Below are 24519 nucleotides of genomic sequence, written 5' to 3'. Positions count from 1 at the left end.
GAGCAAATGAAGGAACAATTTCTCACCAGCTCGGTCCAGCGGGAACGGGATTATTTACGGCAGTACGAGTACCTCGTACTGACCGTCAGCCCTGATGATTCCCTGCCCGAGGCGCGGCGCCGGCTGGTGGAACACTCCGAATACGGCAAGTGGGAATTGGAGCGCAGCAAGCTCTACGTGGGCGGCGGGAGGCGGTTCTGGCTGCGCCGCCGGGTGATGCAGGTCCAGAGGACCGTCTAGGGTTTGCCGGCCCAGAGGACTGTTTAGTCCTCCAGTGGTCCCAGCCAGGCATTGGCCACGGTGTTGTGCGCGGACTCATCGTCGGACGGGTGGAACATCCCGGCCAGCACGTCCCGGTAGAGGCGCTCCAGCTCCGAACCCCTGAAGTAGCTTGATCCCCCGCTGACGCGGATGGCTAGGTCGACCACCCGGCGCGCAGTCTCGGTGGCGTTCACTTTCAGGCCCACCAGCTTCGGGAACCACTGGCTTCCATGGTCGGCCAGCGCGTCCACGTCTGCGGTCACCGAGGCGAGCTGCGGGTACAGGTTGTCCATGGCCATCGCCGCGTCAGCCACCTTCCAGCGGATGTCAGGGTCCTGGGCATAGCTGCGTCCGCCGTTCTTGAACGAGGTGCGGCGCTTCGCCGTCTCCACGCCGACGGCCAGCGCCCGCTCCCCCAGGCCTGTGTACACGGCAGCCAGCAGGCTTTCGAAGCAGGCGAAGATGGCGAAGACCAGGGGGTCTGCGTTGGGTCCTACCGGCAGCTTGCGGAAGATCCTCTCCGGCGGCACCTCCACACCTTCAAGGACAGTGGTGGCCGACTGGCTGGCCCGCATGCCCAGCGTGTCCCAGTCGTCAAGGATCCGGTAGCCGGGCGTTTCCCGCGTGATGAAGCCATGGACCAGTTCGCCGGCGCCGTCCCTTGCGTCTGCGTCCTTGCCGAAGATCCCCAGGCGGGTCCATGCCGGGGAAAGGCTGGTGAAGATCTTGGTCCCGCTGAACGAGTACCCGCCGTCCCCAGTGGGTTTGGCCACAGTCCGGGAGTCTAAGAGGACGGAGTCGTTGCCGGCCTCGGAATTGCCAAACGCGAAGACCTCGCCCTGCGCGGCTTCCTCCAGGACGAAGCCCAGCGAGTGGTCACCCCGGGCGGCGAGGACGTGTGCGACGCCGGTCCACACCAGATGCATGTTGACGGCGAGTGCCGTGGCCGGGGCAGCCGTTGCCAGCCTGCGCTGGCATTGGGCTGCCGCTTCGAGGCCAAGCCCGGCACCGCCGTCGGACGCTGGAACGAAAAGCTTCAGATACCCTGCTGCCGCCAGCTCCTGCAGGTCTTCATGGAAGAAGGCGTTGTCGCGGTCGTAGCCGGCAGCGCGGGCGCGGATACGCTCCAGGAGCTCATCCGGCAGCAGTTCCTCTGGGCTCACGGCGGGCTCCTCTTAGTAGTTGGTGAGCAGGGTGTTCAGGACCCGGGCACCGAACTTCAGGGAATCTGCCGGGACGCGCTCGTCCACCCCGTGGAACATGCCGGTGAAGTCCAGCTCATCCGGCAGCATGAGGGGCGCAAACCCGTAGCCGGTGATGCCCAGGCGACTGAGCGACTTGTTGTCCGTCCCGCCGGAGAGCGTGTAGGGCAGCACCTTGGCGCCAGGGTCCTCCTTGTGGAGCGCGTCGATCATGGAGTCCACCAGGTTGCCGGCGAACGGGACCTCAAGCGAGACGTCGTTGTGGACGTAGCTGACGTCCACGCCGTTGCCGGCGAGTTCGCGCACGATTTCGAGGACCTGCTGTTCCTGGCCCGGGAGGGTCCGGCAGTCAACCAGAGCTTCGGCGGACTCTGGAATGACGTTGTGCTTGTAGCCGCCCTTGAGGAGGGTGGGGTTCGTGGTGTTCTGCAGGGTGGCCCCGACGAAGCGGGCCACGGTGCCCAGCTGGTTGAGCAGGAGGTCCGGATTGTCGGCGTCGAATTCCACGCCCGTGAGTTCCGTCACCCCGTCGAGGAATTGGCGGGTGGTCGGGGTGAGTTCGATGGGCCACTTGTACTCGCCAATGCGCGTGACGGCGGCGGCAAGGCGGGTGACGGCGTTGTCGGTGTTGATCTGCGAACCGTGGCCGGCACGTCCGTGCGCAACGAGGCGGAGCCAGGAGATGCCCTTTTCCGCGGTCTGCAGCAGGTAGGTCCGCTGGCCGCCGATGGTGGCCGAGAAGCCGCCCACCTCGGAGATGGCTTCGGTGGCGCCTTCGAAAAGTTCGGGCCGGTTGTCCACGGCGTAGCGGGCGCCATACACGCCGCCGGCCTCCTCATCCGCGAAGAAAGCGAAGATGATGTCCCGCTTGGGCTTCCGGCCCTCCCTGGCAAAACTCCTCAGCACCGAAAGGATCATGGCGTCCATGTCCTTCATGTCGACGGCGCCGCGTCCCCAGATGAGGCCATCTTTCAGTTCTGCCCCGAACGGGTCAACGGACCACTGGTCCCGGAGCGCTGGAACGACGTCCAGGTGGCCGTGGACCACCAGCGCACTGGCCGAGGGGTCCTCCCCCGCCATCCTGGTGACAACGTTCGCACGGCCGGGAGCCGACTCGAAGATCTCGGCGTCCAGCCCCACTTCCTCGATGAGTCCGGCGGCATACTCTGCCGCAGCCCGCTCCCCCGGCCCCGACCCGTCGCCGTAGTTGGAAGTGTCGATCCGGATGAGTTCCTGGCAGATCCGGACAACTTCATCCTCGGGCAGGACGTCAGGCATTGGTGGCTCCTTGGTAGGGAATGACTGGTTGGCACGAGCTGAATCGCTGCCCTCAGCCTACCTACTTGGCCCGATTCGTTGTTCCCGGAAAGTTCGTGTTAGAGTTTTTCTCGCTGCTTCGGAGAGGCGCGAAACGCTGAAAGGCGGAGATGCTTCCCGAAATACCACCTGCGCGGGTGGCGGAATGGCAGACGCGCTAGCTTGAGGTGCTAGTCCTCGAAAGGGGGTGGGGGTTCAAGTCCCCCTCCGCGCACAATGGGAAGCCCCGGAACATCATTGATGTTCCGGGGCTTTTTTGTGTCTCCGAAAAGACCGCGCCCGTGTCCGGCAAAGGAACACGACCGTGGGGCATCCGGAACGGGGCACGGCACCGTCCGCTGGTTCGACGATGGATCAGCCCCGCTGGCAGCCCCGGGAAGCGCCTGTCACGCCTGTGCGGTGCCCGCCGCCATGGAGCGGATGAAATCCTGATCCTCACGGGAGATGAGCGCCTGCCCGTGCAGCCCGGTAGCCAGGTCCTCCCCGCATTCCCTGGAGATGACGGTGGTGAGGGTCCGCGGGAGCATTTGGCAACCAGGGTTATCGAGCAGCCACTTCTGTGTGGTGCGGTCAAGGGCGTTCCAGCGGTCTTTGAGGTTCATGGGCGGACGGTGCCTCCGTGTTCGGGCCTGCGCGGCGGCGGGTATGGACCTGGCCGGATGCGGATTGCTGCCCGCTCCGATCAACAATTCAACGGGAACCGGTGCGCGGCCAACAGGGACGAAGGTCCCGGATCCCCGCGGCCGGCGGCTTCCGGCCGGACCCGGTACTTTCAGGGACCGCGGTGCAGGGCCGCCCAGGCCTGGAATCCGCCGATGAGGTCGGTGGCGCCGGTCAGTCCGAGGCGCTGCAGGGTGTGTGCAGCGAGGCTGGAGCTGTAGCCCTCATTGCAGACGACGACGATCCGCCGGGTGTAGTCGCCTGCCATCGGCAGCCGATGGGGGCTGGAGGGATCGAGCCGCCATTCGAGAACGTTTCGGTCAATAACGACGGCACCGGGCAGCTCGCCGTCGCGGTCCCGCTGATCGACCGGCCTGGTGTCAATAACAAGGGCGCCCGCCGCCATTTCCTGTTCAAGAGCCGAAGGGTGGACGCGGTCGAGCCCCCGGCGGCTTTCAAGCAGCAATTCGTCGATCGTCAACGACCCGGCGGCGGCGCCGGGGATGGGTAACTGCTTCACCTTTTCCTCGCTTTACCTGCTGATCGGGCCACTGTCCCACACCGAAGCCCGTTTCACCATGAAGAATGCCCCGCAATCAAGCAAAGCGCCTGGCCGTGGCGGTTGTCCATGCCCGTGGCCGTCGGAGGCAAAGCGGTCCAGGTCCGGCCCGGGGCCCTGCCCGCCTACCCCAGCCGCTCCTTCACCATGTCGCTGACAGCCTTGCCGTCGAAGCGCCCGCCGATTTTGGGGGTCACCGACTTCATGACCACTCCCATGGAGCGCATTGACAGATCGCTGCCCCCTGCTCGAAGGCCGGCAATGACCTCGTCCACGATGGCTTCGGCTTCGTCCCTGCTGAGGGCTTTGGGCAGGTAGGCCTCGATAATTTCTGCCTCCGCGATCTCGGCCTGGGCCCGCTCCTGGTGTCCCGCCGCTGTGTAGGTGGCAGCGGTGTCACGCCGCTTGGCGGCCTCTTTTTGGAGCAGCGCCGTCACTTGGAGGTCATCGAGTTCCACCGGTGTTTTGCCGGACTTCTCCCGGGTTTCGATTTCGCCCAGGACGTTGCGCACGGTAGTCAGCGCCACTTTGTTGCCTGCCTTCATGTGGGCGACGACATCGCCTTTGAGTTTTTCCTTCAGTGCCATGGTTCTGCTCCTCTTGAGGTTTGCGGGAGTTGTGGAATCGCTGCCGGACGGGCCGGCCCCCGTCTTCATAGGCTAGTTTGGAATCCGCAGCGGCCTGATTCCACGGGCCCGGAAGGAGCGCCAGGTGGACAGCACCGCTGGTAAGTGGTTCCTGGACCGGACTGAGCGGGGAAACCCTGCATCCGACGTCCAAAGGGGCGGTGCAGGATCCCCCTCGTGGTCTGAAGGCAACCTGGTGCGCCCCCTGGTCCACGGCACAACCTACTTTTCACGACTGTACGAGGAGCTGTCGGCCCTGCAGCCCGGAGACCGGGTGTGGTTCACCGACTGGCGGGGTGATGCCGATGAGCAGCTGGAACCCGGCGGCACCACCATCGGGGGCTTGCTGGGACAGTTGGCCCGGTCCGGCGTCGAAGTACGGGGCCTGGTCTGGCGGTCCCACGGCGAGCGCGTGTCCGCCCCCATCAGCGGCCGCTCCAACGAGCACCTCAGCCGGCACATCAACGACTCCGGCGGCGAAGCACTCCTGGACCAGCGCGTCCGTCTTTTCGGCTGTCATCACCAGAAACTGCTGGTGATCCGCCGACGTGACGACCCCTCGCGGGATGTGGCTTTTGTTGGTGGGCTCGACCTGTCCCACAGCCGCCGGGACGATGCGGGGCATGCCGGGGATCCGCAGGCGGTCGAAATGGATGCCCGGTATGGCAAGAGGCCCCCGTGGCACGACGCAGCCCTCGAACTGCGGGGCCCGGTGGTTGCCGACGTCCTGGCGGTCTTTGCGGAACGGTGGAACGACCCCCATCCGCTGGACCGGCACACGCCCTACAGGATGCTGCTGCAGCGCCTGGCCCGCATGCCCCGGCATCCCAAGCCGCTGCCCGAAACCGCTCCCCCGCCGCCGCCGGCAGGTCCCCACGCCGTCCAGTTGCTGCGCACCTACGGCCACAAGCACCCGCCGTTCCCTTTCGCGCCCGGAGGAGAACGATCCATAGCGCGCGCCTACGCCAAAGCCTTCGCCCAGGCCCGGTCACTGATCTACATTGAGGACCAGTACCTGTGGTCCACGGAGGTCGCAGCGGGAATCGCATCCGCGCTGAAGGACAACCCCGGCCTGAACGTGATCATCGTGGTTCCCAGGTACCCGGACTCCGATGGCTTCCTGAGCGGGCCGCCCAAGCGGCTGGCGCAAAACAGGGCGATCGGCATGCTCCGCCAAGCCGCGCCGAGGAGGGTAGGGGTGTTCGACCTGGAAAACAGCCAGGGAACCCCCATCTACGTCCACGCCAAGATCTGCATCATCGATGACACCTGGTTCACCTGCGGATCTGACAACTTCAACCGCCGGTCCTGGACCACCGACAGCGAGCTCACCTGCGCTGTGGTCGACACGTCCGGTGAAGACCCGGCCACGGCAGGCAGCGGCGATTCCCGGCCCCGGCCGCTGGCCAGGGAACTGAGGCTGCAGCTGTGGGCCGAACACCTTGGCCTTGAGCAGGACGGCCCGGAGCTCCAGTCCGCCTGGCCGGGGCTGGAACTGTGGAACAGGACTGCTGACGCCCTGGACGAGTGGCACCGGAGCGGCCGTGGGACGCGCCCGGCAGGCCAGGTGCGCCATCACGTTCCCCAGGCCGTTCCGGTCATCCAGCGGCTCTGGGCCGACCCCCTGTGCCGGTTCATCGTTGACCCGGACGGCCGTCCCCGCAAACTCCGCCGGACAGACCGCTTCTAGCCCGGCCGGATGCGGCCAGGCCGGTACCCACGCCGGCGGGGGTGCATACTCGGGGCCTGGGTTTGGGTAGGTTGGAGGCGTAACGGCAGCTCACATCGGGACCGGGGAGAAATCATGAAAGCAGTGGTGTACGAGGCAACGGGTCCTTCATCCGTCCTTACGCTCCAGGAGAAGGCGCTGACGGGTCCCGGCCCCGGCGAAGTCCGCGTCCGCATGGTGGTGTCCGGAGTCAACCCCACCGACTGGAAGTCGCGGGCCGGGGGCGGAAACAAGAAGCTGGACGCCCCCAAAGTCCCCAACCAGGACGGTGCCGGTGTCATTGATGCAGTGGGGCCGGGAGTGGAGAATCCCAGGGCGGGCGACCGCGTGTGGCTTTGGGATGTGGCCTGGGGCGGCAACGAAGGAACAGCCCAGGAATATGTCACGGTGCCAGCGCACAAAGCCGTGCCGCTCCCGGTTACGGAGTCCTTCGATACGGGGGCATCGCTGGGAATTCCGGCGCTGACCGCGCACCGGGCCTTGACCGCGTTGGAGGATGGACCTGCCCGGCTCTCCCCAGGGTCGCTGGCCGGGCGTGCCGTCCTGGTCGCCGGGGGCGCAGGAGCCGTCGGCCACGCCGCCATCCAGCTCGCCCGCTGGGCAGGAGCCAACGTCATCACCACCGTCAGCGGAGACCGTAAAGCGGACCTTGCCCGCCGGGCCGGCGCGCAGACAGTGATCAATTACCGGGCCGACGACGTCGTCCGGTCGATCCGTAATGCCGCACCGGACGGCGTTGACATCATCGTGGACGTGAACGCCCCCGCCAACCTCCAGACCGACCTGCAGGTGCTCAAGCCCGGCGGAACAATCTCGATCTACGCGGCCAACCCGGGGGAATCCCTGGCTGTTCCGATCCGCGAGAGCATGACCGGGAACGTCCGCTTCCAGTTCATCCTCACCTATACAGTGTCCGACCGGCAGAAACACGATGCTGTGGCCGCTGTGGGCGAAGCGCTCGCCGCCGGCGCCCTGCAGGTTGGCGAAGAACACGGACTTCCGCTGACACGGTTCAGCCTTGAAGACACGGCCGCCGCGCACGACGCAGTGGAACGGGGAACGGTGGGGAAAGTGCTCATCGACGTCGCGCCGGCGCCCTGACAAACCCCCGCCTCAGCGGGACAGGCGGTCCCTCGCGGCGTGCTCCACCAGGACGGGAACAAACGCCCGCACCCTGCCCGCGTCCAGGAGGCTGTGCTCCTCCTGGACCACATCCTCGATGTGCTCCCGCGGCAGGGCAGGAAACTTTGCCGCAAGCCGGTCAACGACGTCGCTAAGCGCCCGCAACTCTTCGTTCACTCCCATCGGGAAAGTGTCTGGCTTCCGGTCCCGCCCGTCAAGACTTGACGAAGCGGGTGCCACAGGGTTGGTGGGACAGGAGCGACTGGACGACGGCGGGCGGGCCCTCCCGTGCCCGCCCAGCCACGTGGCCCACGCCGAGGCACCCGCGGCGGGACCCGTCGTCGTCAGTGCAGGTGGAACCTGTGCGACCGTGGATGGCGGGTCCGTCCCTGCAGATGGGAGCCTGCGGCAACCGGACGGTATTCAATCCGCCGCTTCTCCCTGCGGAGCTCATGCCGTTCCTGCCGGCGCGCCTTCCGTTCCGAGCGGTCGATGGCGGACAGGATCGTTAACGTGACGGCCATCCACAGGAACGCCGTCCCCAACACCAAAGCGATTTCCAGCTCAGTGCCCATGCACCAATTTTAGGCCCCGACACCTCCACCAGACCCCCGCAGACCCACATAAATGAGGCCAAACCCGCAGCCCCTACAGCACTCCCAGGCCCCTGACGGCAGCCATGACATCCGGCACCTGCACGGCGAGCAGGGCGGGATCCGGGTCGGCGGCGAAGGTATCGCCGCGCCGAAGATCCTCGCGCGTCAGGACAACATGCGGCCCCGGCGGCGGCCCCCAGATTTCCGGCGGCGCCGGACCAAAAAGAACCACCGAGGGGGTCCCGTAGGCGGATGCCAGGTGTGCGGCACCTGTGTCAGCGGAGACCACCAGGCGCGCACCGGCGACCGTGGCAGCGAACTCGCCAAGGCCCAGGACGCCGGCCAGCATCGCTGTACCCGGAATTCCCGCCAGGCGGCACACTTCGACGGCGCGTTCCCGTTCGGACTTTCCGCCGGTGAACACCACTTGGTGTCCGGCTACGGCGAGGGCGGACGCCACCGCTGCAAAACGCTCCGCCGGCCAGAGCCTGCTGCCGTACGCCGCCCCCACATGCAGGACAGTTGCGCCCGGGGCCGGGCTGGGCACATGGGGCTTGTTCAACTGGACGTCCAGCGGATCCGCGTCGATGCCGTGCCATTCCAGCAGCCGTACCCAGCGTTCGCGCTCGTGCAGTTCCGGGCGCCACGGCGGTCCGTCCCGGTGCATGCTCAGGTGACCCACGGTCCGGCGCGCCTTCAAAGCCTCAATCCGTCCCTGGCTCTCCGGGCCGCTGCCGTGCAGGTTGATGGCCACGTCCACCACACCGGGATCCATCGCCAGCGGTTCGTCCAGGCCATGCGTGGGCAGCAGCTCATAGCCGCCCACCAGCCCCAGCGCCTCCGACAGCCACCCTTGCGCCGCGTACAGGAGCCGGTGCTCCGGAAAAGCGCGCCGGATTCCTTTCAGGGCAGGTACGGCGACGAGGAGGTCCCCCAGCTTCAGCGCGCGCAGCACCAGGAGCTCGGGCTTGCCATCAGCGGCAACAGGCTCACTGGACGCCGCCATGGTTCCGGTGCGGCTCATGCATCCTGCCTTGCGAACGCCGTGGCCGCCAGGCTGCGCACATCTTCGTAGACATCCTGCACATCTATTCCTGCAACGACCGAATCGTCATGGACGCAGCGCGGCGCCGTCCAGCCGACTTGGGTCACGTCGATGCCGCATGTGGGACAGACCGTGACCCATGAAGCGTGTACGCGGTGCAGGCTCCTGCCCAGGGCTCCCGCGTTGATCACGTTGCCCGCCCAAAATATGCCGACAGTGGGCACGCCCAGCGCCTGCGCAAGATGCCGGGGGCCGCTGTCGTTCGCCACCACAACGTCAGCTCCCGCCAGCAGCCCCACAAGGCCCCGCATGTCCAGGGCACCAGCCACGGACCGGACGTCCGCTGACGCCGCCCGCGCCGCGACCCCCTCCGCCAACTCCTGTTCGCTCGCGTCGCCGATGATGGCCACGTGGGAGCCGTCCGCCGCACAGGCTGCCGCGAGTTCGGCGAACTTTTCCGCGGGCCAGCGGCGACGTGGGTCGGTGGCGCCCGGGTGGATGACCACCAGCGGCTGAGTGCCGTGCCCATCCGCAGCATCCGGCGCTGCCGTGTCTGCCGGGGCCAGCCGGGCCTCCAGGTCGACAGGGAAGGCTCCGGCGAACCCGGCAACCTCGAGCGCCCTCAAAGGTTCGTGCTGGTAATACAGGTAGGGAACGGTGCGCTCAAGGCTTGCTGCGTCTGCCGTACGGGTACCGACCGTATGACGGGCGCCCAGCCGAAGCAGGAAGGGATTGGAGTACCGTCCCCCGCCGTGAAGCTGGACCGCAAGATCGAAGTTCCGGGCACGCATGTCAGTGAAGAAGCGGTCCAGTCCGGCCTCATCCTCTTCCCCTGGCCGGACTCCTTCCGCAAACGGGAGGACAAAGACGTCATCCACCGGACTCTTCACGGCACCCAGCAGCGCCTTATGAATGGGAGTGCCCAGCAGTGTGATACTGGCCGCCGGATAAGCGGCCTTCAACGCAGCCATTGCCGGGACAGCGAAGATCAGGTCCCCCAGGCCGCCTCCGCGCAGCACGGCAATCCTGGAAACGGAGTTGAACTTCTCCAGCACGGGACCGACACCAATACCAACCTGTGCCGCACCACCGAATTCCGCGGTCAGTTGCTCCAAAACCTGCCCCTTCCGTCATGCACAGGAGACAGCAGCCCGCTGCCCCTCCAGCCGCACCGACGCCGCCAACGTGCGTCTGCTCCCTTGAACCTGTACCCAATACCCGACAGATCTACGCCTCCTGTTGGGGAATACCGGCCTGATGCTGTACGTTTCATACCCGACAGCCAATCAAAGAAAAGAGAAGCACCTAAAGTGGCAACCGATTACGATGAACTGCGTTCCGACGTCAAGGAATCGCAGGACAACTCTCTCGAGCAGCTCCAGTCAGCAAATGCTCCCGACGCCCGCAGTGTTGTGCAGGAGTTGGACGAAGCTGACGGGCTGGACGGCGCCGGCGTCCCTGGCGGCGAATTCGTCGCCGAGGAGCTCGTAGTCCAGGTCATCCCGCAGGCTGAGGATGAGTTCACCTGCTACTCCTGCTTCCTGGTCCGCCACCGGTCCCAGATTGCCCGGCAGAAAGATGGACACAGCTACTGCACCGAGTGCGAAGGCTGACCAACAAGCGTCAGCAGGGGACGAATGGTCCCCCTATGGAAGGGCACGCCGCACCCGGCGTGCCTTTCCTTGTTAATAGCCCCGGCCCCCTTGGGAGGCCCGGTCCGGTGGGTTCACCTTGAGGTTCCACCCAGCTGCGGGGCATAACGTTGGGCGGAACCCATGACGCCAAGCAACAGCCAGGAGGCAGCGATGGACGGCGCCGCGAGCGTAGGGAACATCCTTGGTTCAGTCTTCAGGCATGCAGACGTGCCCAACATCACGTGGCAGGAAATGCTGCTGTCCCTGGCAGCCGCCGTCGTCCTGTCCATTCCCGCCCGAAGCTGGCGCTACTTCGGCCTGATTGCCACCGCCACTCATGAACTTGGCCATGCTTTTGCGGCTGTAACCACGGGGCAGCGGTTGTCCGGAATCCGGCTGCGGCTCGACCATTCCGGGACTACCACCACGTACGGCCGCAGCAGGTTGGCGGCCGCCTGGTCCTGTTTTTGGGGGTACCCGGTCCCTGCGCTGGTCGGCGCAGTCTTCGTATGGTGCGGTCTCAACGGCTGGGGAACGGCAGCGATGGCGGCCAGCGCGCTGGTCCTGGCTGTTTCCCTCCTCTTCCTTCGGAACCTTGCCGGTTTCGCCATCACCGCGACCGCCATCGCCGCCACTGCCTTGCCAGCGGTCCTTGCACCCCCGGCGGCTGCAGGGCACATGGCCGTCATCCTGGGAGTTGCCCTGCTGGTGGCGGCCGTCCGCGACCTGCTGAAACTTGCCCAGGTCCACACCCGTCGCCGCGACCGCCTCGCCAGCTCGGACGCCTATCTCCTGTACCGTGCCACGGCTGTGCCGTCAGCCATCTGGATCATGTTGTTCACACTCCTCGTGGCGGGATCCTGGCTCGCGGCCTGGCAGCCCATCTCGGCAATCCTGCTGGCCGGCGCCTAGATCGGTGGGGGTGGCGTTTAGGCTTGGGACATGAGCCAGGAAACGGAAAACACTCCCGCAGCGACCGGTACCGCCGACGGCTACAGCACCCGCGGCGCCTACGTCACAGGCGGCGCTGAGTTCACCCGCGACACTAATTACATCGAAGACCGGATCACCCGGAACGCCTCACCGGGGAGCAACGGCGAGCCAGGGTGGCCGGTGGAAGCCGGGCGCTACCGCCTCGTCGCAGCACGGGCCTGCCCCTGGGCAAACCGCACGGTGATCGTCAGGCGCCTCCTGGGGCTGGAGGATGCCATTTCCCTGGGCCAGCCAGGACCAACGCACGACGCCCGCTCATGGACGTTCGACCTTGATCCCGGCGGCATGGACCCTGTCCTTGGCATAGAGCGCCTGCAGGAGGCCTACTTCAAGCGGTTCCCCGGCTACCCGCGCGGAATAACAGTACCTGCCATCGTGGACGTGCCCAGCGGTGAAGTAGTGACCAACAACTTCCCCCAGATCACCCTGGACTTTTCGACGGAGTGGACAGAGTTCCACCGCCCGGGTGCACCGCAGCTTTACCCCGAGCACCTCCGCGCGGACATCGACCAGGTCAACAAGCGAGTCTTCACCGAAGTCAACAACGGCGTCTACCGCTGCGGTTTCGCAGGCTCGCAGGAGGCCTACAACGCAGCGTACGGGCGGCTTTGGGCTGCGATGGACTGGCTCGAGGACCGTCTGTCACGCCAGCGCTACCTGGTGGGCGACACCATCACGGAGGCGGACGTGCGCCTCTTCACCACCCTGGCCAGGTTCGATTCCGTCTATCACGGACACTTCAAGTGCAACCGGCAGAAGTTGAGCGAGATGCCCAACCTGTGGGGATACGCGCGTGATTTGTTCCAGACGCCCGGTTTCGGGGACACGATCGACTTTGTGCAGATCAAGCGGCACTACTACATAGTTCACGAGGACATCAATCCCACCGGCATCGTTCCCGCAGGGCCGGACCTCAGTAACTGGCTGGACGACCACGGCCGGGAGTCCCTTGGCGGCCGGCCGTTCGGCGACGGCACGCCACCCGGCCCGGTCAAGCCCGGCGAGGAAGTTGCGCCGGGCCATGGTGCCGCCCGCTGACCGGTTACAGGAAATCGCTTTCCTACTACACTGAAGGCCATGCAGACTTCCCTTGGTTTCGTGGCGCCCGGGTACGAAAACGTCCTGGCCCTGTTCGAGTCGTTCCTCGCAGATGATCCCGGCTACAGCTCACAGCTCGCGGCGTACCACCGCGGCGTCCCGGTGGTGCAGCTGACCGGCGGCCCGGACATGGCCCGGGATACGCTGACCGGCGCCTACTCCTGCTCAAAGGGGGTCGCGGCAATGGTCGTGGCCCTGTTGGTCCAGGACGGCGTCCTCGACCTGGATAAGACCGTGGCGCACTATTGGCCGGAATTCGGCGTGCACGGGAAAGACCGGCTGCTGGTCAGGGAGGCGCTGTCCCACCAGGCGGGGCTGATGGGCATTGCGGGCGGGTTTGGCCTGGACGAATTCACCACCCCAGCCGCGGCCGCACGGCTCGCTGCGGCCCATCCCTCGTGGGAGCCCGGGCGGCAGTTCGGCTACCACGCCCTCACCATCGGCATCCTCATGGAGGAGCTGTGCCGGCGGACTGCAGGCGAGGCGCTCCAGGACATCTACGACCGGCGGATCCGAAAGGCGCAGGACGTGGATTTCTTCCTCGGGCTGCCGGCAGACCTTGAGCCGCGCTACCGCGACGTCCTTTACGACGACGCCCCGGACCAGGGCTGGGTTGACCCGCTCAGCGTGGAGGGCATGAACAGCAACGCCCCGGTAAGCACCATCATGGAACTGCCGAACATCCGGTCCGTCCGGGCGGCAGGCATGTCCGCCGCCGGCGGCATGGGGTCCGCCGACGGCCTTGCGCGCCTGTACGCGGCGGCAACAACAGGCGTCGAGGGTGGTGCGCCGTTCCTTGAGGCGTGGATCCTGGAAGCCATGGCACGTGAACAGGTCTGGGGCCTGGACCGGTCCTCCGGGCTGGACAACGCATTCGCCGTCGTCTTCATGAAGCCCCACCCCTCGCGGAACTTCGGCAGCTACCGGGCGTTCGGCCATGAAGGGGCCAACGCGGCCCTTGGTTTTGCCGACCCGTCCTATGGTCTGGGCTTCGGCTACATCCCGCGGCGCGCTGAAGAGGGGCGTACCCCGGGCCGCGCCCACCGGCTGGCAGCCGAAGTGCGGCGTTCCGCAGCCGGCTTGTCCTGACGGTCAGCCGGCCCTACTGTGGCCGGATGGGCAATACTCAAGCACGTCCGGATGCACGGTGGGCTCGGGGGACCCAACTACTCAAACAATCGGTGGCGGGACTCTCCGCCGCCTTCGCAGCACAGCGGCTGCAACTGGCAGGGAAAGCGGCCGTGGCTGCAGGGCTGGCGTTCGCCATCGCTCCCCTCATGCCGGGCGCCGCCTCGCACTACGCGTACTACGCACCGCTGGGTGCCCTGGTGGCCATGTACCACAACGTCGCCGGGTCCGTGAAGCAGGGCGCCCAGGCCCTGGCCGGGTTGGCAATGGGAATCGGCCTCGCCTTCCTGCTGGTGAGCATCAGCGATCCTTCCCCTCTTACGGTCGCCGTGTTCATGGGGGTGGGCGTCCTGCTGGGCGGCTTGCCGGGCATCGGTTCAGGCAGTGACTGGATTCCGACGGCGGCCCTGCTGGTTCTGCTGGTGGGCGGCAGTAACGCCGAAGATTTCTCGTACGGATACCTGGTGCAAATGGCCGCCGGCGTGGCCGTGGGCATTGCCGTGAACTTCCTGATCTTTCCGCCCCTGCACCTCAACGCCGCCGCGTCCAGCATGGCCGACCTGCGCCAGGCCCTTGGGCGGCAGCTCACTGATATGGGCGCAGCCCTCAAGGAAAAGTGGCCGCCCGAACACGAGGACTGGTCGCGCAGGTCGGATGAACTGGCCGAGGCGGCCCGATCGGTGCGCCATTTGGTGAAGGAAGCGGACGCAAGCCGCAGGGCCAACCCGCGCCGGAAGCTGCATCCGCGTGACATCGACCAGGACTACCGCGACCTGCAGAACCTGGAACGCGTTACCTTCCACATCCAGGACATGACGGATGTCCTGTCCGACGTGATCTATGAGGACGATGCGCCGTACGCCATACCGTTGCAGGACAATGGGCCACTGGCGGACGCCGTCACCGCCACCGGCAAGCTGCTGTCGGTCCATACCGAGGGGGACGAACAGGAACGGAACGATGCCTTCGAGACTGCCAGGGTGGCGGTGGAAGCCTGCATGGCCGCCACCGCCGGCCGGCCGGCGGCCCAGGGCACCGTCCCTGCATCAGAGTCGGTGCTGCTGAGCCTCCACCGGATCCTGCGGGCCATCCGTCCCCGGGACTAGCCGCAATCCTGCGCCGGCAGCGCCGCGACCGTCCCGCTGAAGTGGCGCCGGCCGGACCCCGGGTTCCACGCCACGAAGCTGGAGTGTTTCCACGCCACTGAGCCGCTGTGGTCGGTGGCGATTTCCAAAGCAACCCGGGACGGCAGGAATACCGGGGCGTCGAACTCCACATCCCAGGTAAAGGAGTCGCCGCGGGCCGGGCCGACGTCTGCGAGCGCACGGGATGCGAGGTACATGCCGTGGGCGATGGAACGGCGCATGCCCAAGGCCTTGGCCGAGAGGACGCTGAGGTGGATCGGGTTAAAATCGCCCGAGACCGCCGCGTAGGCGCGCCCCGTGTCCACGCCCAGATGCCACAAGGCTGTTGGGTCAGGTGCTGAGAACTCCCCCCTGGGTGCCTGTGCTGTGGGTTTGTCGATTCCCGGCAGGAATACCCCCTTTGCCAGGTAGGTGGAGACTCCCCGCCAATGCACCTCGGAAGAGCCGGAGCGGCGCACTTCGGCGATGACGTCCACCTGTGTGCCTGCACGGTGGCCGCGAAGGTTGTCCACCCTGGCCGTCATGTCGAGGACGTCGGTGAAGACGAGGGGCGACCGTTGCTCAACACTGTTGCGGAGGTGGATCATCCCGAGCAGCGGCAGCGGGAAGTCGTCGCGGTTCAGGACACTCATTGCCAGTGGAAACGCAATGGCGTGTATAAAGCCTGCGGGCAGCACGTCACTGGCCGTCTCGCCGATCAGATGCTGGTACGCGGTGAGGTTCTCCACCGCAACGGTCACCCCCCTGACTTCATGGCTGTCCGTGGGGAGGACGGCGGCGTCATGCGTTCCCAGGAGCCGGCGGCGGGCTGCCTGGGCTGCGGCGTTGACATAGAGCTTCGACAAGGACGGCATCTCGGCCAGGATTACCGGTTGCTGGTGCGTCATGCCCCCACCAGGTTTTGACCACACACCCGCAGCACCTCCCCGTTAATTCCGCCTGCGGCGTCGCTGGCCAGGAACGCGATGGTTTCGGCGACGTCGGACGGCAGTCCCCCCTGCTGCAGGGAGTTCAGCCGACGGGCCACTTCGCGTACGGCGAAGGGAATGCGCGCCGTCATCTCTGTTTCGATGAATCCGGGGGCAACGGCGTTGATGGTGCCGCCGCGGGAGGCGATCAGCGGGGCTGTGGCCCGCACCATTCCCATGACACCTCCCTTGGATGCTGCGTAGTTCGTCTGCCCCCGGTTGCCGGCAATGCCGCTGGTGGAGGCAACTGAAACAATACGTGGCGAAGGCTGGAAGTGGTCGGATGACAGCAGCGCCTCGTTGATGCGCAGCTGGGCGGCGATGTTGATGTTGATGACGGTGTTCCACCGCACCGGGTCCATGTTGGCGAGGAGCTTGTCCCGCGTGACCCCTGCGTTGTGCACCACGACGTCCAGCCGTCCGTGCCGCTGCACGGCGTGATCGATGATGCGCTGGCCCGCGTCGGTCCGGGTGATGTCCAGTTGCAGGGCCGTGCCGTGCACCTGGTTGGCTACGGCTGCCAGCTGGTCGCCTGCCGCAGGAATGTCCACCAGGACCAGGGTTGCGCCATCGCGGTGCAGGGTCCGGGCGATCTGGGCGCCGATGCCCCGGGCCGCACCGGTGACGACGGCAATCTTCCCGGCAAGCGGCTGCTCCGGGTTCCCGGGCAACACCCCGTCTCCGGTCGACACGGCCAGGAACTGCCCGTCCACGAAGGCTGAACGGCCGGAGAGGAAGAACCGGGTGGCGGCCAGGACGCTGGGGCTCGTGGCGGTGGTGCCGTCTGCCAGGAGCACGCCGTTGCCGGTGGCGCCCGCACGGAGTTCCTTGGCCAGTGAGCGCAGGAAGCCGTCGACCCCCTGCCGGGCCGCCGCCGCGTCCGGAGTGGTTGCCTCCGCTGCCGGGCGGGAGATGGTGATGACCCTGCCGCCCGGACGCAGGTCCCGGAGGGATCCTGCCGCTGCGAGAACGGGCTTTTCCAGGTCCGCGGGGTGCCCGAGTTCGTCGAGGACCAGGATGATGCCGCCGAGCTTTTCGGCCGGGACGGCGTGCCTCCTGACGTCAAGGTCCCACGACAACAGTTCCGCGGCGAGCTTGTCCGCGCCGGTGGTGTCACCCAGGACGACGACGGGTCCGGTAACCAGCGGCCCGCCTGGCTGGTAACGGCGCAGGACGGCAGGTTGCGGGAGTCCGAGTTTCTTTGCGACGTTCCTGCCCAGGCCGCTGTTGACCAATTGCGAATACGTATCTGCCATAGCTGTCCCCCCTACAGAGATTCAAGGATCGCGACGACGCCCTGGCCGCCTGCTGCGCACACCGATACCAGCCCCCGGGCGGGACGGCCGGTGGAGGCCGCCTTAGCGTGGAGCATCTTGGCCAGTGTGGCGACGATGCGTCCGCCGGTGGCGGCAAACGGATGGCCTGCTGCCAGCGATGAGCCGTTGACGTTGAGGCGGGAACGGTCAATGCTGCCGAACGCGCCCTCCAGGCCCAGGCGGGTACGGCCAAACTCCTCGTCTTCCCAGGCAGCCAACGTACTGAGCACGGTGGCCGCAAAGGCCTCATGGATCTCGAAGAAGTCAAAGTCTGCCAGGGTCAGGTCATGGCGGGCCAGGAGCCGGGGCACGGCGAACACGGGGGCCATCAGCAGCCCGTCCTTGCCATGGACAAAGTCGACGGCCGCGGCTTCCGCATCCACCACGGCTGCCAGCTTGGGCAGGTCGCGGGCATCAGCCCATTCGTCGGAGGCCAGCAGCACCGTGGAAGCACCGTCGGTCAGCGGGGTGGAGTTACCCGCAGTCATGGTTGCGTCGGCACCAAGGTTGCGGCCGAAGACTGGCTTCAGTCCGGCGAGTTTCTCCGCGGACGTGTCCGCCCGCAGATTGCCGTCGCGCGTCAGCCCGCGGTAGGGGGTAAGGAGGTCATCAAAGAACCCCGAATCGTAGGCGGCAGCGAGGTTGCGGTGGCTGTTCAGCGCCAGTTCGTCCTGTGCTTCCCGGGAGATCTTCCACTGCGCCGTGGTGAGGGCCTGGTGCTCACCCATGCTCAGCCCGGTCCGTGGTTCCGCCGTCCCGGGGGCCAGTGGTGCCAGGTCCTTTGGCCGCAACCGGCTGAGGATCTGGAGCCGCTGGGGCAGCGCCTTGGCCCGGCTGAGGTCCAGGATGACCTCACGGAGACCCTCGCTGACCACTACCGGCGCGTCCGAGGCGGAATCCACGCCGCCGGCTATCCCCGATTCGATCTGCCCGAGTTTGATCTTGTTGGACAGTCCCACCACCGTTTCAAGGCCGGTGGCGCATGCCTGCTGCAGGTCGTACACCGGAGTCTCGGCAGAAAGGGCCGATCCGAGGACTGCTTCCCTGGTGAGGTTGAAGTCACGGGAGTGCTTAAGAACGGCGCCCGCCGCCACCTGGCCGATCCGTTCGTCCTGCAGGCCGAACCGTGCGATCAAGCCGTCCAGGGCTGCGGTCAGCATGTCCTGGTTGGACGACTTGGCATAGGCGCCGCCGGCGCGGGCGAACGGAATCCTGTTGCCGCCGACGATCACCGCCCTGCGCGTCGCCGGAGCGCGGCGGACAGCTTCGTCGGATGCGGGCGTGGACTGTCCGGTTGTGGACATGGATGGCTCCTTTGGTCACATGCGGTTACCGATACCCAGCGTACCTGATACGCTGGGTATCGTGAACTTTCAGGACACAAGCCTCCCCTTGAGCATTGAGCTGCCCTCCCCGGCAAGTCCGGACGGGCGCTCGGCCCGCTGGCAGAGCCACCGCGAGGAACGGCGCAGGGAACTGATCAGGCAGGCCCGCCGTGCCGTACACGCCCTGGGCAGCGATGCGTCCATGGAGGACATCGCCAGCGCCGCCGGGACGTCAAAGTCGGTCTTTTACCGCTACTTCGGGGACAAAGCCGGGCTGCAGCAGGCGGTGGGCGAAGTGGTCCTCCGCCAGATGCAGCACCGCATCCAGGAAGCAGCCCAAAGTGCACTCACGCCCCGGGAAGGTCTGCTGGCGATGGTCTCGGCCTATCTCCAGATGGCGGACACCAGCCCCAACGTCTATACATTCGTCACCAGCTACGCCCCGGCGGACCCCGCAGGCCCGCCCCACCCCGCCGCTGCCGGCGGTCCCCTGGGCCACTTCTTTGACGCCATTGCGGACATGATTGCCACGCCCATGCGCTCGCACCTGGCCGGGGCGACGGAAACCCTGATCGGTTACTGGCCCAAGGCAGCCATTGGACTGGTGCGGAACGCCGGCGAACAGTGGCTCGGCACCCCGGATTCCCCCACGAAACCGGACCAGGAAACCATGGCCCGCCAAATCACCGCCTGGCTGTGCGTAGGCATTGCCCCCGAACTCACTCCCGCCCCACAGAACACCAAGTTATCCGCCAAAGAAGGACTGTGACATGACTGACGTAGTGGACCGCCCCGCCCGCAAAGGGCTTCGGCCCGCAGCAACCCCTGCAGCCGCCGGTGCCCCGGGCGCCGGCCCCGCCCCCGCCGTCGACGTCGAAGCTCTGGGCCGCCAGTTGCTGGGCAAGTGGGCCGATGTCCGGCTCCAGGCGCGGGAGTTGGCAGCCAGCCCCGAACTGCACAAGATCGAGGGGCAGACTCACACGGAACACCGTGCCCGGGTATTCGGCCAGCTGAAGTACCTCGTGGACAACGAAGCCGTGCACCGCGCCTTCCCGGCGGAACTGGGCGGTTCGGACGACCACGGCGGGAACATCGCGGGGTTCGAGGAACTGGTCGTGGCAGACCCGTCTCTGCAAATTAAGGCCGGAGTCCAGTGGGGTCTCTTCGGATCCGCCGTGATGCACCTGGGGACGGCGGAACACCACGCCAAGTGGCTGCCGGGAATCATGAACCTGGACATCCCGGGCTGCTTCGCCATGACGGAAACCGGCCACGGCTCGGACGTGGCAAGCATCGCCACCACCGCCACATATGACCCGGACACCGAAGAATTCATCATCCACACGCCCTTCCGCGCCGCCTGGAAGGACTACATCGGCAACGCCGCAACGGACGGACTCGGCGCCGTCGTGTTCGCCCAACTCGTGACCCGCGGCGTCAACCACGGCGTGCACGCCTTCTACGTCGACCTGCGGGATCCGGACACCAGGGAGTTCCTGCCCGGGATCGGCGGCGAGGACGACGGCATCAAGGGCGGCCTGAACGGCATCGACAACGGCCGGCTGCACTTCACCAACGTCCGCATTCCCAGGACCAACCTGCTGAACCGGTACGGCAATGTGGACGCTGACGGCACGTACACCTCCCCTATCGCCAGCCCCGGCCGGCGCTTCTTCACCATGCTCGGAACCCTGGTGCAGGGGCGTGTGTCACTGGACGGAGCCGCGGTCGCGGCGTCAAAGGTAGCCCTGAAGGCCGCCATCCAGTACGCCACCGAACGCCGCCAGTTCAACGCCTCCTCGCACACTGACGAGGAGGTCCTGCTCGACTACCAGCGGCACCAGCGCCGGCTGTTCACGCGGCTCGCCACCACGTACGCGGCGGGTTTTGCCCATGAGCAGCTGCTGCAGAAGTTCGACGACGTCTTCTCGGGCGCCCACGATACCGACGCCGACCGCCAGGACCTGGAGACACTGGCAGCGGCATTGAAGCCGCTGAGCACCTGGCACGCCTTGGATACCCTTCAGGAATGCCGCGAGGCCTGCGGCGGTGCCGGCTTCCTGATCGAGAACCGTTTCGCCTCACTCCGCGCGGACCTGGACGTCTATGCCACCTTCGAAGGCGACAACACCGTGCTGCTGCAGCTGGTGGCCAAGCGCCTGCTGGCTGATTACGCCAAGGAATTCCGCAACGTCGACTTCGGGGTGCTGGCCCGCTACGTGGTGAACCAGGCGGCCGGCGCTGCCGTCCACCGCACCGGCCTGCGCCAGGTGGCCCAGTTCGTGGCAGACACCGGCTCAGTCCAGAAGGCCGCGATCGCGCTCCGGGACGGGGAAGCGCAGCGCGCCCTCCTCACCGACAGGGTGCAGACCATGGTCGCCGAGGCGGGGGCGGCCCTTAAGGGCAGCAGGCGGCTGCCGCAGGACAAGGGTGCAGCCCTGTTCAACCGGCACCAGAACGAACTCATCGACGCGGCCCAGGCCCACGCAGAGCTGCTGCAGTGGGAAGCGTTCACCGAAGCCCTGGAGAACGTCGCCGATCCGGGCACCAAGACCGTCCTTACCTGGCTCCGCGACCTGTTCGGCCTGTCCCTGATCGAGAAGAACCTGTCCTGGTACCTCATGAACGGCCGGCTCTCCATGCAGCGGGCACGGACCGTGGGAGGCTACATCAACCGGCTGCTGGAAAAGATCCGCCCCCATGCCCTGGACCTGGTGGAAGCGTTCGGATACGGCGACGACCATGTCCGGGCAGCGATCGCCACCGGCGCCGAAAAAGCCCGGCAGGATGAGGCCAGGGCCTATTTCCGGGCCCAGCGGGCCAGCGGTGCCTCGCCCGTGGACGAGAAGGTCATGATCGCCAGGGCAGCGGGGGCACGGAAGGGCTGACCTGCCGGCATTGGCGGACATAGTGTGAAACCACGACGGCGCCGCTCCCCTTCCATGGGGAGCGGCGCCGTCGTTGGTTGTGCTGGCGCCCAACGTCCCGGCGCGTGTCACGCCGGCCAGTGGGCTCAGCCGGCTGCCGGCAGCACCGAGCGGTACACCTCAAGGGTGGTCTCGGTGATCGACTCCCAGGAGAAGTGCTTCTCGGCGCGCTCGCGGCCGGCCTGCCCCATGGCGCGGGCGCGTTCCGGATCGGACACCACTTCGGTGAGGGCGGCGGCAAATTCCTTGACGAACTTTTCCGGGTCCAGGGGCGTGCCGGTGCCGTCGGTGACCTGCTCCAGGTCCACCAGGAGTCCTGTGCGGCCGTGCTCCACCACCTCGGGAATGCCGCCAGTAGCGCTGGCCACCACAGCTGCACCGCAGGCCATGGCCTCCAGGTTGACGATGCCGAGCGGCTCGTAGATGGAGGGGCAGGCAAACGCGGTGGCGTGGCTGAGGACCTGGATCAATTCATGGCGCGGCAGCATCCGCTCGATGAGCACCACGCCCGTGCGCTGCGTCTGGAGGTCCTCGATCAACGCCGCTGTTTCGGCAGCCAGTTCCGGGGTGTCCGCGGCACCGAGGCACAGCACCAGCTGGACGTCGGCGGGAAGTTTTGCCGCTGCCCGCAGAAGGTAGGGGACGCCCTTCTGGCGTGTGTTTCTGCCCACAAAGACGACGCTTGGCTTGGCGGGGTCAATCCCCAGGGCGCGGACGGCGTCGTCATTTTCATCACGCTGCCAAAGCTCCACGTCGATGCCGTTGTGGACCACCCGGACCTTTGCGGGGTCCACATTGGGGTAGCTGCGCAGGATGTCCTGGCGCATGCCTTCGGAGACGGCGATGATCGCCGCGGCCGCTTCGTAGGCCGTCTTCTCCACCCAGGAGGACAGGGCGTAACCGCCGCCCAGCTGCTCAGCCTTCCACGGCCGCAGCGGCTCCAGGCTGTGGGCGCTCAGCACATGCGGAATCCCGTGCAGGAGAGAGGCCAGGTGGCCGGCCATGTTGGCGTACCAGGTGTGCGAATGGACCAGGTCCGCGCCCTGCACGTCCGGCACAATGCGCAGGTCGACACCCAGCGTCTGCACAGCGGCATTGGCCCCGCCCAGGTCCTCCGGGACCTGGTAGGACGTCACCGTCGCGCCATGGTAATCGGTGTCGCGGGGAGCGCCAAAAGCACGAACCTGCAGGTCAACGTGCTTACTAAGCACCCTGCTCAATTCGGCCACATGCACCCCGGCGCCACCGTAGATCTCCGGCGGGAACTCTTTAGTCACAATGTCTATACGCACAAGACCCAAGGTAGTCCTTCACGCATAACTGTTCTAGTGTGAAGGGGTCCGGGCGAACCGGACTGTCTTGGGGAGTTACGAAGGCGTACAGGAGCGACCATCATGCCGTTAACGAAAAAAGTCCTGGCCATTGTCCTCGCAGGTGGCGAGGGAAACAGACTGATGCCACTGACGGCAGACCGGGCCAAGCCCGCCGTGCCCTTCGCCGGCAGCTACCGCCTTATCGACTTCGCGCTGTCCAACCTGGTCAATTCCCGCTACCTGCAGATCGTGGTGTTGACGCAGTACAAGTCGCACAGCCTCGACCGGCACATCTCCGAAACCTGGCGGATGTCCACGCAGCTGGGCAACTACATCGCATCGGTGCCGGCACAGCAGCGCGTGGGCAAGAGCTGGTTCCTGGGCAGCGCCAACGCCATCTACCAGTCGCTGAACCTCATCCACGACGCCAACCCGGACATTGTTGTGGTGGTCGGCGCGGACCACGTGTACCGGATGGACTTTGCCCAGATGGTGGCCCAGCATGTGAACAGCGGCGCGAAGGCCACGGTGGCTGCCGTCCGGCAGCCGCTGCACATGGCAGACCAGTTCGGTGTCATCGAGGTGGACCAGGACGATCCGCAGAAGATCGCAGCGTTCGTGGAGAAGCCGTCCTCCACGCCCGGCCTGGCCGCCGACCCTTCCCAGTTCCTGGCCTCCATGGGCAACTACGTCTTTGATGCCGACGCCCTTGTGTCAGCGCTGCACGTTGACGCCGAGCGCCTGGACACCAAGCACGATATGGGCGGCGACATCATCCCCTACTTCGTCAACCGCGGCGAGGCCGGAGTCTACGACTTCACCCTCAACGACATCCCCGGCTCCACCGAACGCGACCGCACCTACTGGCGCGACGTGGGCACCATCGATTCGTTCTACGACGCCCACATGGACCTTATCTCCCCGCTGCCGGTCTTCAACCTGTACAACTCCGAGTGGCCCATCTACACCCGGCAGAGCATTTCCCCGCCGGCCAAGTTCGTCCGCGGCCAGAACAACACCGTGGGCACGGCCCTGGACTCGATTGTCTCCAGCGGCGTGGTGATCTCCGGCGGGATCGTGGAGGGCTCCGTGCTGTCCAACGATGTCTACGTGGCCTCCAGCAGCCGGGTCATCGACTCCGTCCTGATGGACAAGGTGCAGGTGGGTGAAGGAGCGGTCATCAACCGCGCCATCCTGGACAAGAACGTCAAGGTTCCTGCCGGCGCAGCCATCGGGCTGGACCCCGACCTGGACCGGGCCCGCGGATTCAAGGTCACCGACTCCGGCATCACGGTCCTCGCCAAGGGCCAGGAAGTCCCGGAACCCGGTGACGAGGAACGGCAGCTGGCGGCAAAGCACCTGAGCCTGCTGCCCAGCGCCGTGAAGGCAGCCGCCGAGCAGTACCCGGAGGTGCGGGACACGGTGGACAAGGTTGCGGGCACCCATGCTGCAGCCGCAGCTGAAGCCACGCCCGGAGCCCGGGTTTCCTGACCTGCTCCTCATCCTTCCAAGGCATCCTGCAGGCCGGGTCACCGCTGGTGGTGACCCGGCCTGC

At 66.5% G+C, this 24519-nt stretch carries 24 protein-coding genes and 1 tRNA gene; 12 read left to right on the top strand and 13 right to left on the bottom strand.

Annotation, left to right across the window (positions count from 1 at the left end):
* Nucleotides 1-6 precede the first annotated feature (6 nt).
* Nucleotides 7-240 (top strand): DUF5703 family protein, encoded by a 234-nt coding sequence (locus tag RM50_RS18940; protein WP_018771130.1) that lies wholly within the window; start codon nucleotides 7-9, stop codon nucleotides 238-240.
* A 23-nt stretch (nucleotides 241-263) separates the two neighbouring features.
* Here the strand turns inward: RM50_RS18940 and RM50_RS18935 are convergent, their stop codons facing one another.
* On the bottom strand, nucleotides 264-1424 hold the full coding sequence (locus RM50_RS18935; RefSeq protein WP_043455924.1) for an acyl-CoA dehydrogenase family protein: 1161 nt from the start codon (nucleotides 1422-1424) through the stop codon (nucleotides 264-266).
* A gap of 12 nt (nucleotides 1425-1436) precedes the next feature.
* Complete coding sequence (locus RM50_RS18930) at nucleotides 1437-2741, bottom strand: M20/M25/M40 family metallo-hydrolase (RefSeq protein ID WP_043455923.1); 1305 nt, start codon at nucleotides 2739-2741, stop codon at nucleotides 1437-1439.
* Nucleotides 2742-2911: 170 nt separating this feature from the next.
* Here RM50_RS18930 and RM50_RS18925 point away from each other — a divergent pair.
* A tRNA-Leu gene (locus RM50_RS18925) sits at nucleotides 2912-2994 on the top strand.
* A 172-nt stretch (nucleotides 2995-3166) separates the two neighbouring features.
* Here the strand turns inward: RM50_RS18925 and RM50_RS18920 are convergent.
* The 3 genes from RM50_RS18920 to RM50_RS18910 form a co-directional block, all read right to left on the bottom strand.
* Nucleotides 3167-3382, bottom strand: coding sequence for a hypothetical protein (locus RM50_RS18920; RefSeq protein ID WP_043455922.1), 216 nt, complete (start codon nucleotides 3380-3382; stop codon nucleotides 3167-3169).
* Between the two features lie 170 nt (nucleotides 3383-3552).
* Nucleotides 3553-3960 (bottom strand): rhodanese-like domain-containing protein, encoded by a 408-nt coding sequence (locus tag RM50_RS18915; RefSeq protein ID WP_052260378.1) that lies wholly within the window; start codon nucleotides 3958-3960, stop codon nucleotides 3553-3555.
* Between the two features lie 164 nt (nucleotides 3961-4124).
* The gene (locus RM50_RS18910) at nucleotides 4125-4586 is read right to left on the bottom strand and encodes a GatB/YqeY domain-containing protein (protein ID WP_043455921.1); all 462 of its coding nucleotides are present in this window, start codon (nucleotides 4584-4586) and stop codon (nucleotides 4125-4127) included.
* A gap of 124 nt (nucleotides 4587-4710) precedes the next feature.
* Here RM50_RS18910 and RM50_RS18905 point away from each other — a divergent pair, with 124 nt between their 5' ends.
* On the top strand, nucleotides 4711-6315 hold the full coding sequence (locus tag RM50_RS18905) for a phospholipase D family protein (protein WP_043455919.1): 1605 nt from the start codon (nucleotides 4711-4713) through the stop codon (nucleotides 6313-6315).
* Between the two features lie 114 nt (nucleotides 6316-6429).
* A complete protein-coding gene (locus RM50_RS18900; protein WP_043455917.1) occupies nucleotides 6430-7455 on the top strand; it encodes an NADPH:quinone reductase in 1026 nt (341 codons plus the stop codon).
* Nucleotides 7456-7467: 12 nt separating this feature from the next.
* On the opposite strand, the gene RM50_RS18895 is transcribed toward RM50_RS18900, so the two are convergent.
* From RM50_RS18895 to RM50_RS18880, 4 genes are all read right to left on the bottom strand, one after another.
* A complete protein-coding gene (locus RM50_RS18895; RefSeq protein WP_043455915.1) occupies nucleotides 7468-7659 on the bottom strand; it encodes a three-helix bundle dimerization domain-containing protein in 192 nt (63 codons plus the stop codon).
* Between the two features lie 161 nt (nucleotides 7660-7820).
* Nucleotides 7821-8051 (bottom strand): hypothetical protein, encoded by a 231-nt coding sequence (locus RM50_RS18890; protein ID WP_043455913.1) that lies wholly within the window; start codon nucleotides 8049-8051, stop codon nucleotides 7821-7823.
* 73 nt (nucleotides 8052-8124) lie between these two features.
* The gene (locus RM50_RS18885; RefSeq protein WP_156133917.1) at nucleotides 8125-9096 is read right to left on the bottom strand and encodes a glycosyltransferase family 9 protein; all 972 of its coding nucleotides are present in this window, start codon (nucleotides 9094-9096) and stop codon (nucleotides 8125-8127) included.
* A complete protein-coding gene (locus RM50_RS18880; protein ID WP_043455911.1) occupies nucleotides 9093-10232 on the bottom strand; it encodes a glycosyltransferase family 9 protein in 1140 nt (379 codons plus the stop codon). The genes RM50_RS18885 and RM50_RS18880 overlap by 4 nt, the downstream gene beginning before the upstream one ends.
* Before the next feature lie 195 nt (nucleotides 10233-10427).
* Here RM50_RS18880 and RM50_RS18875 point away from each other — a divergent pair, with 195 nt between their 5' ends.
* The 5 genes from RM50_RS18875 to RM50_RS18855 all read left to right on the top strand — a co-directional run bounded on the left by RM50_RS18875 (nucleotide 10428) and on the right by RM50_RS18855 (nucleotide 15076).
* A complete protein-coding gene (locus RM50_RS18875; protein WP_018761323.1) occupies nucleotides 10428-10730 on the top strand; it encodes a DUF4193 domain-containing protein in 303 nt (100 codons plus the stop codon).
* A gap of 192 nt (nucleotides 10731-10922) precedes the next feature.
* Nucleotides 10923-11663 (top strand): M50 family metallopeptidase, encoded by a 741-nt coding sequence (locus RM50_RS18870; protein ID WP_043455909.1) that lies wholly within the window; start codon nucleotides 10923-10925, stop codon nucleotides 11661-11663.
* Between the two features lie 30 nt (nucleotides 11664-11693).
* Nucleotides 11694-12782: a glutathione S-transferase family protein gene (locus tag RM50_RS18865; RefSeq protein ID WP_043455908.1), complete on the top strand. Its 1089-nt coding sequence runs from the start codon at nucleotides 11694-11696 to the stop codon at nucleotides 12780-12782.
* 39 nt (nucleotides 12783-12821) lie between these two features.
* The gene (locus tag RM50_RS18860; RefSeq protein WP_043455906.1) at nucleotides 12822-13931 is read left to right on the top strand and encodes an EstA family serine hydrolase; all 1110 of its coding nucleotides are present in this window, start codon (nucleotides 12822-12824) and stop codon (nucleotides 13929-13931) included.
* A gap of 92 nt (nucleotides 13932-14023) precedes the next feature.
* The gene (locus RM50_RS18855) at nucleotides 14024-15076 is read left to right on the top strand and encodes an FUSC family protein (RefSeq protein WP_043455905.1); all 1053 of its coding nucleotides are present in this window, start codon (nucleotides 14024-14026) and stop codon (nucleotides 15074-15076) included.
* Here the strand turns inward: RM50_RS18855 and RM50_RS18850 are convergent.
* From RM50_RS18850 to RM50_RS18840, 3 genes are read right to left on the bottom strand one after another with little or no spacing between them, the layout of a single operon-like run.
* Nucleotides 15073-16002, bottom strand: a complete 930-nt coding sequence (locus RM50_RS18850) for a MaoC family dehydratase (protein ID WP_043455903.1) — start codon at nucleotides 16000-16002, stop codon at nucleotides 15073-15075. The two genes, RM50_RS18855 and RM50_RS18850, sit on opposite strands and share 4 nt — an antisense overlap.
* On the bottom strand, nucleotides 15999-17339 hold the full coding sequence (locus RM50_RS18845; RefSeq protein ID WP_043455901.1) for a 3-oxoacyl-ACP reductase: 1341 nt from the start codon (nucleotides 17337-17339) through the stop codon (nucleotides 15999-16001). Before RM50_RS18845 ends, RM50_RS18850 begins: the two co-directional genes overlap by 4 nt.
* 11 nt (nucleotides 17340-17350) lie before the next feature.
* Entirely contained in the window at nucleotides 17351-18703 is a 1353-nt protein-coding gene (locus tag RM50_RS18840; RefSeq protein ID WP_043455900.1) for an acetyl-CoA C-acetyltransferase, read from the bottom strand.
* Between the two features lie 61 nt (nucleotides 18704-18764).
* Between RM50_RS18840 and RM50_RS18835 the strand changes: the two genes are divergently transcribed.
* Together RM50_RS18835 and RM50_RS18830 are read left to right on the top strand one after the other, a co-directional pair.
* Nucleotides 18765-19493: a TetR/AcrR family transcriptional regulator gene (locus RM50_RS18835; protein ID WP_043455899.1), complete on the top strand. Its 729-nt coding sequence runs from the start codon at nucleotides 18765-18767 to the stop codon at nucleotides 19491-19493.
* Between the two features lies 1 nt (nucleotide 19494).
* Complete coding sequence (locus RM50_RS18830; RefSeq protein ID WP_043455897.1) at nucleotides 19495-21612, top strand: acyl-CoA dehydrogenase; 2118 nt, start codon at nucleotides 19495-19497, stop codon at nucleotides 21610-21612.
* A 125-nt stretch (nucleotides 21613-21737) separates the two neighbouring features.
* Here the strand turns inward: RM50_RS18830 and glgA are convergent, their stop codons facing one another.
* Nucleotides 21738-22943, bottom strand: a complete 1206-nt coding sequence (gene glgA / locus RM50_RS18825) for a glycogen synthase (protein WP_043455896.1) — start codon at nucleotides 22941-22943, stop codon at nucleotides 21738-21740.
* Between the two features lie 102 nt (nucleotides 22944-23045).
* Between glgA and glgC the strand changes: the two genes are divergently transcribed.
* A complete protein-coding gene (glgC, locus tag RM50_RS18820; RefSeq protein ID WP_043455894.1) occupies nucleotides 23046-24455 on the top strand; it encodes a glucose-1-phosphate adenylyltransferase in 1410 nt (469 codons plus the stop codon).
* Nucleotides 24456-24519 lie beyond the last annotated feature (64 nt).

It is taken from the genome of Pseudarthrobacter phenanthrenivorans (assembly GCF_000813845.1).
GTDB classification, from domain to species: domain Bacteria; phylum Actinomycetota; class Actinomycetes; order Actinomycetales; family Micrococcaceae; genus Arthrobacter; species Arthrobacter phenanthrenivorans_B.
Note: the sequence above shows the minus strand (reverse complement) of the source record. Positions and strands in the feature narration are given on the sequence as shown.